The 14,248-nt window shown below is 56.8% G+C and carries 9 protein-coding genes; 6 read left to right on the top strand and 3 right to left on the bottom strand.

What is annotated here, in order from left to right; translation table 11 throughout:
* The first annotated feature begins 81 nt into the window (after positions 1-81).
* From LN244_RS09890 to LN244_RS09900, 3 genes are all read left to right on the top strand, one after another.
* Positions 82-3,597 (top strand): indolepyruvate ferredoxin oxidoreductase family protein, encoded by a 3,516-nt coding sequence (locus tag LN244_RS09890; RefSeq protein WP_239039625.1) that lies wholly within the window; start codon positions 82-84, stop codon positions 3,595-3,597.
* Positions 3,590-4,783: an amino acid aminotransferase gene (locus tag LN244_RS09895; RefSeq protein WP_239039626.1), complete on the top strand. Its 1,194-nt coding sequence runs from the start codon at positions 3,590-3,592 to the stop codon at positions 4,781-4,783. The genes LN244_RS09890 and LN244_RS09895 overlap by 8 nt, the downstream gene beginning before the upstream one ends.
* A gap of 92 nt (positions 4,784-4,875) precedes the next feature.
* Positions 4,876-6,261: a sodium-dependent transporter gene (locus LN244_RS09900; protein ID WP_239039627.1), complete on the top strand. Its 1,386-nt coding sequence runs from the start codon at positions 4,876-4,878 to the stop codon at positions 6,259-6,261.
* A 372-nt stretch (positions 6,262-6,633) separates the two neighbouring features.
* Here the strand turns inward: LN244_RS09900 and LN244_RS09905 are convergent, their stop codons facing one another.
* A complete protein-coding gene (locus LN244_RS09905; RefSeq protein ID WP_239039628.1) occupies positions 6,634-8,250 on the bottom strand; it encodes a BCCT family transporter in 1,617 nt (538 codons plus the stop codon).
* Between the two features lie 501 nt (positions 8,251-8,751).
* Between LN244_RS09905 and LN244_RS09910 the strand changes: the two genes are divergently transcribed.
* From LN244_RS09910 to LN244_RS09920, 3 genes are read left to right on the top strand one after another with little or no spacing between them, the layout of a single operon-like run.
* Positions 8,752-9,876 carry an aromatic ring-hydroxylating oxygenase subunit alpha gene (locus LN244_RS09910; protein ID WP_239039629.1) on the top strand — a complete coding sequence of 375 codons (1,125 nt, stop codon included), beginning with the start codon at positions 8,752-8,754 and terminating at the stop codon, positions 9,874-9,876.
* 48 nt (positions 9,877-9,924) lie between these two features.
* Entirely contained in the window at positions 9,925-11,373 is a 1,449-nt protein-coding gene (locus LN244_RS09915) for an NAD-dependent succinate-semialdehyde dehydrogenase (RefSeq protein WP_239039630.1), read from the top strand.
* Between the two features lie 23 nt (positions 11,374-11,396).
* Positions 11,397-12,347: a PDR/VanB family oxidoreductase gene (locus LN244_RS09920; RefSeq protein WP_239039631.1), complete on the top strand. Its 951-nt coding sequence runs from the start codon at positions 11,397-11,399 to the stop codon at positions 12,345-12,347.
* Here LN244_RS09920 and LN244_RS09925 read toward each other — a convergent pair whose 3' ends face one another.
* Together LN244_RS09925 and LN244_RS09930 are read right to left on the bottom strand one after the other, a co-directional pair.
* On the bottom strand, positions 12,348-13,238 hold the full coding sequence (locus LN244_RS09925; RefSeq protein WP_239039632.1) for a helix-turn-helix domain-containing protein: 891 nt from the start codon (positions 13,236-13,238) through the stop codon (positions 12,348-12,350).
* A gap of 26 nt (positions 13,239-13,264) precedes the next feature.
* The gene (locus LN244_RS09930) at positions 13,265-14,170 is read right to left on the bottom strand and encodes a LysR substrate-binding domain-containing protein (RefSeq protein ID WP_239039633.1); all 906 of its coding nucleotides are present in this window, start codon (positions 14,168-14,170) and stop codon (positions 13,265-13,267) included.
* Positions 14,171-14,248 lie beyond the last annotated feature (78 nt).

The following is a 14,248-nucleotide window of genomic DNA, read 5'->3' on the forward strand; positions in this document are numbered from 1 at the left end:
CCATGAATACGGGTGTTGTCGCTTTGCCATCCGGCGCCGGCCCCGATAACAACAAGATCCAACACAGAGAGGTATCCGGGTATGTCTGCCAATACACCCGCGCTCGATGACTATCGTCTCGAGGACCGCTATCTGCGCGACACAGGTCGCGTCTTCCTGACCGGTACTCAAGCACTGGTACGCATCCCCCTGATGCAGGCTCGCCTCGACAAGCAGAACGGCCTCAACACTGCCGGCCTGATCAGTGGCTATCGTGGATCGCCGCTGGGCGCCTACGACCAGGCACTCTGGCAGTCCAAGAAACTGCTTGATGAGCACAAGATCGATTTCGTCCCGGCCATCAACGAAGACCTGGGTGCCACTATTATACTGGGCAGCCAGCAGGTCGAGACCGATGAAGCCAAACAGGTCGATGGCGTATTCGGCCTTTGGTACGGCAAGGGACCGGGCGTAGACCGCGCCGGTGACGCCCTTAAGCATGGCACGACTTACGGCAGCTCACCCCATGGTGGTGTACTGGTTGTCGCCGGTGACGACCATGGCTGCGTGTCTTCGTCCATGCCTCACCAATCCGATGTGGCGTTCATGGCCTGGTTCATGCCAACCATTAATCCGGCCAACATCTCCGAGTATCTGGAATTTGGTCTCTGGGGCTACGCCCTGTCACGTTTCTCCGGCTGCTGGGTCGGCTTCAAGGCAATCTCGGAAACCGTGGAAAGCGCGGCATCTGTCGAACTCAAGCCGCTGCCGACATTTGTAACTCCTACCGATTTCACCCCGCCGGCTGACGGTCTGCACTACCGTTGGCCGGATCTGCCTGGTCCTCAGCTGGAAACCCGTATCGAGCACAAGCTCGCCGCGGTCCAGGCCTTTGCCCGTGCCAACCCTATCGATCGCCGCATTTTCAATCACCCGGATGCGCGCTTCGGTATCGTAACCACCGGCAAGGGTTATTTGGACCTGATGGAAGCGCTGCAGCTGCTGGGTATCGATGAAGCCCGCGCCAAGGAGCTGGGTATCGACATTTATAAAGTCGGTATGGTCTGGCCGCTTGAGCGCAAGGGCATTCTTGATTTCGTTCACGGCAAGGAAGAAGTGCTGGTGATCGAAGAGAAGCGCGGCATCATCGAAAGCCAGATCAAGGAATACATGTCCGAACCTGACCGTCCGGGCGAAGTCCTGATCACCGGCAAGCAGGATCAGAACGGCGAGCCGCTGATTCCCTACGTTGGCGAGCTGAGCCCGAAACTGCTGGCAGGTTACCTGGCTGCCCGACTGGATCGCTTCTTCGGGGTGAAATTCACCGATGGCCTGGAGCAGATCAACTGCTCACTGGGCATTACCGACCCGGGTGGCGTGCGTCGCATGCCGTACTTCTGCTCCGGCTGCCCGCACAACTCGTCGACCAAGGTCCCGGAAGGCAGCAAGGCGCTGGCCGGTATCGGCTGTCACTTCATGGCGTCATGGATGGGACGCGACACCGAGTCCCTGATTCAGATGGGTGGCGAAGGCGTGAACTGGATCGGCAAGAGCCGTTACACCGGTAATCCGCACATCTTCCAGAACCTGGGAGAAGGCACCTATTTCCACTCCGGTTCCATGGCAATCCGCCAGGCGATCGCTGCCGGGATCAACATCACCTACAAGATCCTGTTCAACGATGCCGTAGCCATGACCGGCGGCCAGCCGGTTGACGGCCAGATTACCGTAGATGCCATCGCCAAGCAGGTCTCGGCCGAAGGCGCCAAGCGCGTCGTGGTACTCAGTGACGAGCCGGAGAAGTACAAAGGCAACGAACACCTGTTCCCGCAGGGCGTGACCTTCCATGATCGCTCCGAGCTGGATGCCGTTCAGCGCGAGTTGCGCGAAATCCCGGGCTGTACCGTGCTGATCTATGATCAGACCTGTGCCGCCGAAAAGCGCCGTCGTCGCAAGCGCGGCCAGTTCCCGGACCCGGCCAAACGCGCCTTCATCAACCATCACGTCTGTGAAGGCTGTGGCGACTGCTCCACTCAGTCCAACTGCCTGTCCGTGATTCCGCGTGAGACCGAGCTGGGCCGCAAGCGCAAGATCGACCAGTCCTCCTGCAACAAGGACTTCTCCTGCGTCACCGGTTTCTGTCCGAGCTTCGTGACCATCGAGGGCGGCCAGCTGCGCAAGTCCAAGGGCCTTGATCTGGGCAGCGAGCTGGAACAGCGCCTGAGCCGAATCAGCGCACCGTCCATTCCGGCACTGTCCGGCAGCTATGACCTGCTGGTCGGCGGCGTCGGCGGCACCGGTGTGGTCACTGTGGGCCAGCTGATCACCATGGCCGCGCACCTGGAGTCCAAGGGTGCTTCGGTACTCGATTTCATGGGCTTTGCCCAGAAAGGCGGCACGGTACTGAGCTACGTGCGTCTGGCCCCGTCCCCGGACAGCCTGCATCAGGTGCGTATCGAGAACGGTCAGGCCGACGCCATGGTCGCCTGCGACATGGTCGTGGCCACATCGCAGAAAGCGCTGAACGTTCTGCGCCCGAACCACACCCGCATCGTTGCGAACGAAGCCGAACTCGCCACTGCCGACTACGTACTGTACCGCGATGCCGACATGCAGGCCGAGAAGCGCCTGAAGCTGCTGCAGGATGCCGTGGGTCAGGACGCTTTTGACCAGCTGAATGCCAACCTGATCGCCGAAAAGCTGCTGGGCGACACCGTATTCTCCAACGTCATGATGCTTGGTTTTGCCTGGCAGAAAGGCCTGGTACCGGTGACACTTGAGGCACTGATGCGCGCCATTGAGCTGAACGGCGTGGCCATCGATCGCAACAAGCAGGCTTTTGGCTGGGGACGTCTTGCTGCCACTGACCGTGACTACGTCATGTCTCTGCTGAGTGAAGAGGCTCGCGAAAAGCCGGTGAGCCCGGAAAAAGAGACACTGGAGCAGCTGATCGAGCGCCGCATGAAGCACCTGACCGACTATCAGGATGCAGACTGGGCTGCGCAGTACAAGCAACTGGTTGAACAGACCCGTACTGCTGAACTCTCTCTGGGCAAGCAGGATATGGCACTGACTCGCGCCGTTGCCCAACAGCTGTTCCGCCTGATGTCCTATAAGGATGAATATGAAGTTGCACGTCTGTTCACCCAGACCGACTTCCTGAAAGAGGTTGAACAGACCTTCGAAGGCGACTACCGCATCAACTTCAACCTGGCACCGCCGATTCTGGGTGGCAAGAAGGATGCAAAAGGCCGCCCCGTGAAGCGTCAGTTCGGCCCATGGATGCTGAAGGCATTGAAAGTTCTGGCACCTTTGAAGGGGCTCCGTAACACTGCGTTCGACCCCTTCCGTTTTTCTGCCGATCGCAAGCTGGATCGCACATTGCTGGCAGACTACCGCGAGTTGCTGAACCGCATTGCCAAAGACCTGAATACCGGCAACTACGAGTTTGCGGTCGAACTGGCCGAGCTGCCGTCCGAAATCCGCGGCTACGGTCCGGTTCGTGAGCAGGCGGCTGAGGGTGTGGCGGAAAAACGCAAACTCCTGATGAAAGCCTTCGAGACCGGACAGGCCACGCTGATCAAGGTTGCCCAGGCAGAGGAGAAAGCACATGTTTGAACAACTGAAAACCCTGCCCCAGGACCCGATTCTGGGACTGATGAAGCTCTTTCGTGAAGACCCACGCACCGACAAAGTGGATCTGGGTGTCGGCGTTTACCGTGACGAAGCCGGCCAGACCCCGATCATGGCAGCGGTGCAGGCTGCCCAGCAGCGCCTGCTGGAAACCGAAACCACCAAGGCCTATATCGGCCCGGCCGGCGCAGAGGGCTTCAACCGCCTGATGGCGCAGCTGCTGCTGGGTGCCGAGCACCCGGTGCTGAAGGATGGCCGCGTCAATGTGGTACAGACACCGGGCGGATGTGGCGCACTGCGCATGGCTGCCGAGTTCCTCAAGCTGTGCAAGCCGGATACAACCGTCTGGGTCAGCACCCCGACCTGGGCCAACCATATCCCGTTGCTGGGCGGCGCCGGTTTGACCATTCGCGAGTATCCCTATCTGGACAAGGCAACACTCAGCGTCGACTTCGATGCCATGATCTCCTGCCTGGAACAGGCCGAAGCTGGCGATGTGGTACTCCTGCACGGCTGCTGTCATAATCCGTCCGGCGCAGATCTGGACGCCGACCAATGGTCCGCTATCACGGACCTGGTTGAGCGCAAGGGACTGCTGCCGTTTATCGATATCGCTTACCAGGGCCTGGGCGAAGGACTGGAACAGGATGCGCATGGCGTTCGTCTGATGGCAGAACGCCTGCCGGAAGTCATCGTGGCTTCCTCCTGCTCCAAGAACTTCGGTCTCTACCGTGAACGAACCGGTGCCCTGATGCTGATTGCAGCCAATGCCCAGCAGGGACAGGCCGCCACCAGCCAGCTGCTGAGTGCAATCCGGTCGCACTATTCCATGCCTCCCTCGCATGGCGCAGCGGTTGTCGAGATGATCCTCGACACCCCCGAGCTGATGCAGCAATGGCAGCACGAACTCGGCGCGATGTGTTCTCGCATCCTCGAGCTTCGTGCAGCCCTGAGCCAGTCACTGGCCCCTGCCGGTGATTTCAGCTTTATCGAGCGGCAGCGTGGGATGTTCTCCTTCCTGGGAATCTCCCCGCAACAGGTACAGATCCTGCGCGACGAGTTCGGCATCTACATGCTGGACTCCAGTCGGATCAATATTGCCGGTTTGTCCGCTGCCACCCTGCCACAGGTTGCCAACGCCTTGCAGGATGTGCTCGGACGTACTGAGTAGCCAGAAACAAGCCTCTGCCGTTCCCCGACGGTGGAGGCTTTTCAGTACCGGCACTGACCGATAACAATAACGATACCGGAGAACTCTTAATAATGAGTCAAGCAACACCCAAAGCTCACCAGCAGGCTGGAAACCTCTGGTCTTCACGCATGGCCTTCATCCTGGCAGCCGTTGGCTCCGCTGTAGGTCTGGGCAACATCTGGAAGTTCCCCTATATCACCGGCGAAAACGGCGGCGGTGCATTCGTTCTGGTCTATCTGGCCTGTATTGCCATCGTTGGTATTCCTGTACTCATCGCCGAGGTCATGATCGGTCGCCGCGGCGGCCAAAGTCCGGTCGCCAGCATGCGCGAACTGACCACCTCTGAAGGCACCTCCAAAGGCTGGCGCCTGATTGGCTGGAACGGCATTATCGCCTCCTTCCTGGTACTTTCCTTCTACTCTGTTATTGGCGGATGGTCCCTGTCCTACGTGGGCAAGGCGGCTTCCGGCATGTTCACGGGTGCTGACGCCGACACCATCGGCGGTGCCTTTGGCGGTATGCTCGCCAGCCCGGGCGACCTGCTGCTCTGGCACAGCGTGTTCATGGCAATTGTTGTACTGATTGTCGGCCGCGGCATTCGCTCCGGCATGGAAAAAGCGATCAATACCCTGATGCCCCTGCTGTTCCTGCTGCTGTTCATCATGGTGGGGTATGCCACCACAACCGGCAAGTTCGGCGAAGCGGTCAGTTTCATGTTCTCCCCGGACTTCAGCAAGCTGACCACTGAAGGCGTCCTCACTGCTCTGGGTCATGCAGCCTTTACCCTCAGCATCGGTATCGGCGTCATGATGGCCTACGGTTCCTACCTGCCGCAGAAGGTGAACGTTGCTCGCACGGCCATGACCATCGCGTTCATGGATACCGGCGTGGCGCTGCTGGCGGGTCTGGCGATCTTCCCGCTGGTATTTGCCAACGGCCTGGAGCCCGGCGCAGGCCCGGGGCTGATCTTTGTTACTCTGCCACTGGCATTCGGCCAGATGGGCGGCGGCGTGGTTTTCGGCACCCTGTTCTTTGCACTGCTGCTGGTTGCGGCACTGACCTCCGCAATTTCCATGCTGGAACCCGTTGTCGAATGGCTGGAAGAACACAAGGGCGTCAGCCGTGCCAAGAGCGCATTTTTCGGCGGCCTGGCAATCTGGCTGGTCGGTATCGGCACCGTGCTGTCGTTCAACGACTGGGCCGAATTCCACCCGCTGGCTTTCATCCCCTTCTTTGAAGGCAAGACCGTATTCGATCTGCTGGACTTCCTGGTTTCCAACCTGATGATGCCGCTGGGCGGCCTGGCTATCGCGCTCTTTGCCGGGTGGGCCATGAAGCGCGAAGGTCTGGATCAGGAGATTGGTCTGCAGGGAGCGGTTTACCGAGCTTTCATGTTCGTATTGCGCTTCCTGACTCCTGCAGGTATCGCTGTGGTCTTCCTGTACAACCTGCTGTAACGACTTCAGCTTAAACGCAAAGCCCAATAGCCCCCGGACGGCAACCTCCTCCGGGGGCTTTTTGTTGTTGTCACCAACGATACCTGTCACGTCGCGAGCTCCCTGAGGGCACACAACGCGCCTACTTTAACCGCCCTGACGAAGCTCATCCCGACCACCGCCACTGCCCGTTGAAGCCTGCAGCAGGCCTCATTCGACGAATGATACAAAACACACCCGCCCCCAAACCTCACCTGCTGCAAGGCCGCAGTCCCTTTCAGAACTGCGGCAATAAAAAACCCGATACCGGCAGACCGGATATCGGGTTCAACACTCTCGCCGCCAGATCAACGCGGGAGAGTAACCAGGCAGCCCCGGGCTGCCTGAATGTACTTAGCTGGATGCCTTATTTACAGCACCCTCATAGGTGCATACCTTGACGTTCTCACCCTTCACCTGGCAGCGGGCAATCGCATGCGGAGCCAAGTCTGCGCCGAAGTCCTCATACGCCCAGCGCAGCAGTGACGCGCCCATGATGAACAGGACAGGGATCATCGGCAGTGCGACCAGAATCGTAGAGGTTTGAACAGCCTTGAGTCCACCGACTGACAGCAGCCCGATACCCACCATTGCCAGCAACAGAGTCCACAGGATACGGTTCCAGCGTGCAGGCTCCTGATAGCCGGTGATCTCTTTGGTGCAGATTGCAGCCAGCATGTAGGCTGATGAGTCCACTGTGGTCGCCAGAAAGACGAAACACAGCAGTGTGAATACCGGAATCAGCAGCTCGGTTCCCGGCAACTGCTGAAGCACCGCCACAACGGTAGCAGGAATCCCCTGGCTGCTCAGGATGCCCTGGAGATCCACACCGTTATTCACGCTCAGATCGATGGCATAACCGCCCCAGATGGCGAAGAAGGCCCAGCAGCCGATACTGCCCCAGACAACACCGTTTACGATCAGCTCCTTAATGGTACGACCACGGGAAACACGTGCCACGAACAGCCCCATCATCGGCGCATAGGCAATCCACCAGGCCCAGTAGAACATGGTCCAGCCTTCCGGGAAGCCACCCTTGTCGATCGGATCAGTCCAGAAATTGATACGGAAGAAGTTATCCATGAACAGGCCAAAGCTGTTGGACCACAGGTTGAGCAGGAAGACCGTCGAACCCGCCACCAGTACAAAGGCGAGAAGAAGAAACGCCAGTACAGCATTGATATTGGAAAGCGTCTGGATGCCCTTGTTAAGGCCGTTGTATACACTCCAGGCAATCATGGCAATCCAGGCCGCCAGGATGAACATCTGCAAACCGAACGAATCTTCCAGACCGAACATCTCCTGAAAGAGTTCCGATACCAGTGGGACCGACAGACCCAGAGAGGTGCCCACACCACCGACGATTGAGAAGATCACCACAATATCGATGATTTTACCCAGAGGACCATCCACAAGGTCACCGAGCACACCACGACATGCCTCACTCAGGCGCAACACATGAACCTTGCGGACATACAGGGCGTAGCCGATCGGCAGCGCCGGCATCAGATACAGCGCCCAGGGCACCACCCCCCAGTGAAACATCGGGTACATGGCTGCCCATTCGGCCGCGGCATGTGTATTGGGCGCAACACCCAGAGGAGGAGAAGAAAGGAAGTAAAGAGGCTCGACAAAGGCCCAGTTACAAATGGAAATACCGATACCAGCACAGAACAGCATCGCGATCCAGGAAGCCTTGTTGAATTCAGGCTTGTCTTCCGGTGCGCCCAGTTTGATTTTGCCAACCGGACCATAAGCCAACCAGCACATGAAGAAAAAACTACCGATACCGGACAGCAGGTACAACCAGCCAAACTGACCGGTGAACCAGCCCAGCAGATCTCCCACAATAGCCTTACCCGCTTCAGGGTAGATGGCCAGCGGGATGCTGGTAGCAAGAATCATCATGACGGCAGGCCAGAGGATAGCGGGGTCAATCGCCATCTTATTATTGTTGTGATTCGTACTCATTCGAGATACCTATCATTTAATTATTATTAGATCGGCAGCATCTGGCAGGGGCAGCCAGTGCTGCACAACCCTCTTTTTCAGTTCTGAGTCAGCTGTTACCGACCGGGCGGGACCCGCACCCAAACAGCCAACATCAGTGTGGCAAGCGTATTTTTCTCAACCCGAACCCGCTCTTGCGAGCAAGCCACTTATTCCTGCTTCTTACACGGGGTGCAGAAGGAAAAGGACAGCATTAGAACCGAGACAAATAAACTAGCGGTTTACAATCTAATGACTCCCAAACACCCCTGTCAATAGTGACACAACAAATAAATCAAGCCTAAAAAATTGTATTTATTGATCCAAGGCCGATGAAAGCTGAGTTTCATTGATCATTTCTTATCATGAATTGACTTTTATTAATGTTTTTTTTGGTCACCGGTAGTTGACTATCGCTGATCGCGGGGATAGCATCCGGCTATATGTTAACTGTTAGTTTACAAAACAAGAATGGAGCCTGCGATGAACACAAAGCACCCTCTCTCTCTGGATGACTTCACCGACATCGATAACGCGTGGACCATCCCTGCTCAGTACTACACGTCCGAAGAGATCTTCGAGACTGAAAAAGAAAAGTTCTTTGCCAACTCATGGGTATGTGTTGCTCACGGCAGTGAAGTTGCAGAGAAGAACGCGTATATCACCCGTGAAATCATCGGTGAAAGCCTGGTAATCGTTCGTGGTCGCGATAGTGTTCTGCGCGGCTTCTATAATGTCTGCCCGCACCGTGGACACCAGCTGATGAGCGAGTCCGCAGGCAAGGCCAAAAATGTAATCACCTGCCCTTATCATGCATGGGCCTTCAAGCTCGATGGCAAACTGGCTCTCGCCACCAACTGCGAAAACGTCAACAACTTTGAATCCGACGCCCTGGGTCTGACCTCTTTCCACGTCGTCGAGCATGCAGGTTTCATCTTCATCAACCTGTGCGAAGGCGAACCCCAGCCGATCGAAGAGCAGCTGCCGGGCCTGGCAGACAAAATGAACGAGGCGTGCAGCGTCATCAAAGACCTCAAACTGGCCGCACGCTTCGTCAGCCACACGCCGGCAAACTGGAAGACCATCGTCGACAACTACATCGAGTGTTACCACTGCCCGACCAACCACGTCAGCTTTGCCAGCTCGGTTAACGTGGATGTGTACGAGCACCAGCTCAACGGTAACTGGACCGTCCAGATCGGAGAAGCGCGCTCTTCCGAATCTTCCTTCCAGGTCGACGAGTCGGTCACCGATCCCAAGTTCTTTGGTTTCTGGGTATGGCCGTGCACCATGTTCAACATGCCGCCGGGCGGCGATTTCATGACCGTCATTTATGAATTCCCGGTCAGTGCCAACGAGACTCTGCAGCACTACGACATCTACTTCCTCAATGAAGAGCTGACGGAATACCAGAAGAACCTGATTGAATGGTACCGCGATGTCTTCCGCCCTGAGGACCTGCGTCTGGTTGAAAGCGTACAGCGCGGTTTGAAATCGCGCGGCTACCGTGGTCAGGGCCGCATCATGGCCGACCGTCAGCGCAGTGGCATCAGTGAGCACGGCGTTGCCCACTTCCACCATCTGATCGCCAAGAATCACCTGAGCTAAGCCCATTTATCCGGGGCACTTCGGTGCCCCGCCGAAAGGATGTACCCCATGAACACCCTCACATCCCCTTCACTCTTCCGCCAAGCCTGCTATATCAACGGCCAGTGGGTAGAGGCGGAAACCAACATTGATGTCACCAACCCGGCCAGCGGCGAACGTCTGGGCACCGTACCCAGCCTGAGCGTTGCACAGGTAGAGACGGCTATCGAGCAGGCCCATGCCGCCATGCCGGCCTGGGCAGCACGCACCGCTAAGGAACGCGCGCAGATTATGCGTCGCTGGTTTGATCTGATCGAAGCCAACATTGATGACCTTGGCCTCATCATGACCCTGGAGCAGGGCAAACCGCTGCACGAAGCCAAGGGCGAGATTCGTTATGCCGCTTCCTTTATCGAGTGGTTCGCCGAAGAAGGTAAGCGTATCTACGGTGAAACCATCCCGCAGACCGTCAGCACCAACCGCCTGACCACCATCAAGCAACCGGTCGGTGTCTGCAGTGCGATTACACCCTGGAACTTCCCGGCTGCAATGATTACCCGCAAGGCCGCTCCGGCACTGGCCGCCGGCTGCAGCATCATCATCAAGCCCGCTTCAGAAACACCGTTCACGGCCCTGGCCCTGGCTGAGCTGGCCGATCAGGCAGGCATTCCTGCCGGTGTCTTCAATATCGTGACCGGTGCGTCCCGTGTATTGGGCGAGCAGTTGACCCAGCATCCGATGATCAGCAAGTTTTCCTTTACCGGCTCGACTCCGGTCGGTCGCACACTGTACGAACAGTGCGCTCCTACGATCAAGAAAACCTCGCTTGAACTGGGCGGTAACGCACCGTTCATCGTGTTTGACGATGCGGATATCGACAAGGCTGTCGCCAGTGGCGTGATAGCCAAGTTCCGTAACGGCGGCCAAACCTGCGTTTGCGTCAACCGTTTCTATGTCCACAACGCCGTCTATGACGAGTTCCTGGAGAAATTCACCGCTGCCGTTGCCAAGCTGAAGGTGGGTAACGGACTGGACGCCGATACCGACATCGGCCCCATGATTACCGGCCGCGCCATCGAAGGCATGCAGGCCCTGCTTGACGACGCCCTGACCAAAGGTGCCAGGCTGATCACCCTGGGTAACGAGATCGAGGAACACGGCCAGTACTTCAACCCCAAAGTACTGACCGGCGTGGATCATTCCATGGACATCGCCAACGATGAGATCTTTGGCCCGATCGCGACACTGATCCGTTTCGAGACTGAAGAAGAAGTCCTGCACCATGCCAACAACACCATCTACGGCCTGGCCGCTTATTTCTTCAGCAATGATGTGCGCCGTGTCTATCGTGTTGCCGAAAAACTGGAAAGCGGCATGGTCGGCATCAATACCGGAATCATATCCAACGAGGTAGCTCCATTTGGTGGCGTCAAGCAGTCAGGTCTGGGCAAGGAAGGTTCGCGTTACGGCATTGAAGACTACCTGAAGGTGAAATACCTCTGCGTCGACATCGCCTGAGTTACAACGAGTGAGAATGCGTCATGAATCAGAACAAAATTACCGTCACAGTCAGCCGCGTCGAACAACTGACACCCAACATCAAGCAGTTCGAGTTCACCGCTCCGAATGATGATCTGGGGACGTTCACTGCGGGCAGCCACGTCAGCGTTCACATGGACGAGGTCGGTATCCGCCGGGCCTATTCGCTGACCAGTAACCCTCAACAGGCTGATCGCTACAGCATCGCCGTGCTGCTGGATGAGAACTCCCGTGGCGGTTCGGCCTATATGCATCAGCGTGTATCTGAGGGCGACACGCTGCAGCTGTCACCGGCGGAGAATTTTTTCCCTCTGGTTCATGACGACACCAGTAAGCATGTCCTGATTGCCGGTGGTATCGGCATCACCCCCTTCCTCTCATACCTGTATGAACTGGAAGAAAAGGGACTGGACTTTGAACTGCACTACAGCTTCAGAGATGGTGCCAACGCTGCGTTTGTCGAGGAACTCCGGGAACGCCTGGGTGACCGACTGTTCACCTACGATAACGTCAAATCAGAGCGCCTGTCTGTCGGCCCATTGATCGAGCAGCTGCCGGCCGAAAGCCACGTCTACGTGTGCGGCCCTCAGCCTCTGATTGATGACGTTATCGCCAACGGCAACCGCGTGCTGGGCGAGGCACGTACACACTTTGAGAACTTCGGCGAAGTCGCCAGCAACGGTGATGCGTTTGAGGTGCACTTCCATCGCTCAGGCTTCAGCCTTCAGGTTGGAGAAGGCGAGTCCATACTTCAGGCAATCGAGGCAGACAAGCGCGTCAGCATCGAGTGCCTGTGCCGCAACGGCGTCTGTGGCACCTGTGAAACGACCATTCTGGAAGGTGAAGCCGACCACCGCGATCACTATCTGGACGAAGATGAGCAGGCAGCGCAGGAAACCATGATGATCTGTGTATCCCGCGCCAAGGGTAAACGCCTGGTACTGGATCTCTGATTACTCGAACTCGAACATCAGAAATGGCTGTGCCTGCTCGTCTTCATGATAATGCACGGCCATTTTCCTGCCCTGAAAGCGTGTTTTAACACTCCCCTGTGCCTTCAGCTGATCAAGCAGCTCCCCATTCTTCAGCACGAATTGATACAACAGTGACTGAAGCTCGAGATAACCGATCTTTTCCGCACGGGTTTCATGGTTGGTCGCCAGAATTTCGCCTGCCACATCCGTGAACACGACCAGACACCCCATGTGTGCAAGAAGTGCACGAAACAGGCGGTTGATACCCCGAAGGTGCAACTCTGCTGTTTTGCGCTCGGTGTTGTCCATACTGATACCGACCAGTTTGGTCACCTTGCCGTTGGGCCCTTTTACCCCGGTCGCCCGCGATGTAATCCAGCGATACTGCCCATCATGTCCGACACGGAAGTCCATCTCATGGGCACCGCCCTCACGCATGATCTGCTCATAGCCCTTGGTCAGCTTGTCTCTGGACTCCTCACTCATCAAGGACCAGAAATCGTCGTTGCTGGCGATCTTGACGCCGTAAACCGATTCCACGTTGTCGGAATAGGTGACTTCTCCAGTCAACAGATCCCATTCCCAGGTCACGATCTCAACGTTTTCCTGCATATGTACTTCGTTGATATTCCGCCCTTCGCGTCCCGAGTCACCGTTACCGCCAACGTACTCCCCGTACTTGAGCCAAATCTTGTCGACGTTCAGGAAGCCGGCCAGGTTTTCCAGGTTGTTGTCATCGATCATGCCGCCCTTGGTCCACTTGTTGACCGCCGTGCGTGACACTCCAAGCGCCTTGGCCACCTTGATCTGACTGAACTTTCGCTCCTTCAGAAGCGCAAGCAACCGTTTGCCGAACTCTTCTCCACTCATATCCTTTTTTCTTTCTCCTTTGGGGCTCAAGCCATCTGCTGCTTCAGATACAGCTCCAGTTGCTCAATGAATACTTTCAGGTTGGCACTCGTCCCCATTTGCCGCGTGTAAACGGCAAAGACATCGGCGGGCTGCTGCCATTCAGGCAAGACCTGTATCAACTTGCCTTCTGCCAACTCTTTGCGAATGCTCCAAATCGAGCGCAGCAGGATACCCTCTCCCTTGAGACACCACTCTTTGGCGACATTACCGTTGTTGACGCTCAGCTGACTGTTGGGGATCACCGTGAGCCGCTCCTGACCTCGCTCGATCTTCCATGAGGCCGGGCTATGATTACGCTCGCGAATTGAAATACAGGCATGTGCATGCTCGAGGTCTCGGGGATGTAAGGGGCAACCATGCTTTTCGAGATAATGAGGCGAGGCACAGAACACCCGATAATTGGGTGCCAGCTTGCGGGCAATGAACTGTTCCGGAATGTTGCCGCCCAGACAGATATCAAGGTCCACATTCTCGGTCACGATGTCCACGCTGCGATCGACCAGTCGAAGGTCGATTCCCAGCAAGGGGTAACGGTCCCGCAGCGAGAGAATAAACGGGTTGAGGAATTCAGTTCCGAAACCGGTACTGCAGCTGATACGGAGCAGACCACGGGTTTCCTGACGACAGGCCAGCAGCTCATCCATCATGCCATCGAGATCCTGCAACATCTGGGTGCCTGTACGCAGCACGATTTCACCCTCGAGCGTCAGGTTAATCGACCTGGCCGAACGGTAAAAAAGCGTAAACCCAAGGTTTTCCTCGAGCAGTTTAATACGCTTCGAAATGTAGGCCGGCGAAACCATCAACTGTTCTGCCGCCCTTGCAAAGCTCATGACACGGGCCGCGGTAACGAAAACCTTGATATCTTCAAGCGCAGGAAGCTTGTCCACGTTCTGTAAACCCACAGATTACACTTCGTGCCTACATCTTATCAGAGTAATGCTTAAACTGGTTTACCAAGTTGCCCA

It is taken from the genome of Marinobacterium sediminicola (assembly GCF_022343685.1).
Classification (GTDB): Bacteria; Pseudomonadota; Gammaproteobacteria; order Pseudomonadales; family Balneatricaceae; genus Marinobacterium; species Marinobacterium sediminicola.

Bases quoted from the DNA above. Each gene is read 5' to 3' on its own strand.
- LN244_RS09900 (WP_239039627.1), top strand. From the start codon at position 4,876: ATGAGTCAAGCAACACCCAAAGCTCACCAGCAGGCTGGAAACCTCTGG.
- LN244_RS09915 (WP_239039630.1), top strand. From the start codon at position 9,925: ATGAACACCCTCACATCCCCTTCACTCTTCCGCCAAGCCTGCTATATC.
- LN244_RS09905 (WP_239039628.1), bottom strand. From the start codon at position 8,250: ATGAGTACGAATCACAACAATAATAAGATGGCGATTGACCCCGCTATC.
- LN244_RS09895 (WP_239039626.1), top strand. From the start codon at position 3,590: ATGTTTGAACAACTGAAAACCCTGCCCCAGGACCCGATTCTGGGACTG.
- LN244_RS09910 (WP_239039629.1), top strand. From the start codon at position 8,752: ATGAACACAAAGCACCCTCTCTCTCTGGATGACTTCACCGACATCGAT.
- LN244_RS09925 (WP_239039632.1), bottom strand. From the start codon at position 13,238: ATGAGTGGAGAAGAGTTCGGCAAACGGTTGCTTGCGCTTCTGAAGGAG.
- LN244_RS09890 (WP_239039625.1), top strand. From the start codon at position 82: ATGTCTGCCAATACACCCGCGCTCGATGACTATCGTCTCGAGGACCGC.
- LN244_RS09920 (WP_239039631.1), top strand. From the start codon at position 11,397: ATGAATCAGAACAAAATTACCGTCACAGTCAGCCGCGTCGAACAACTG.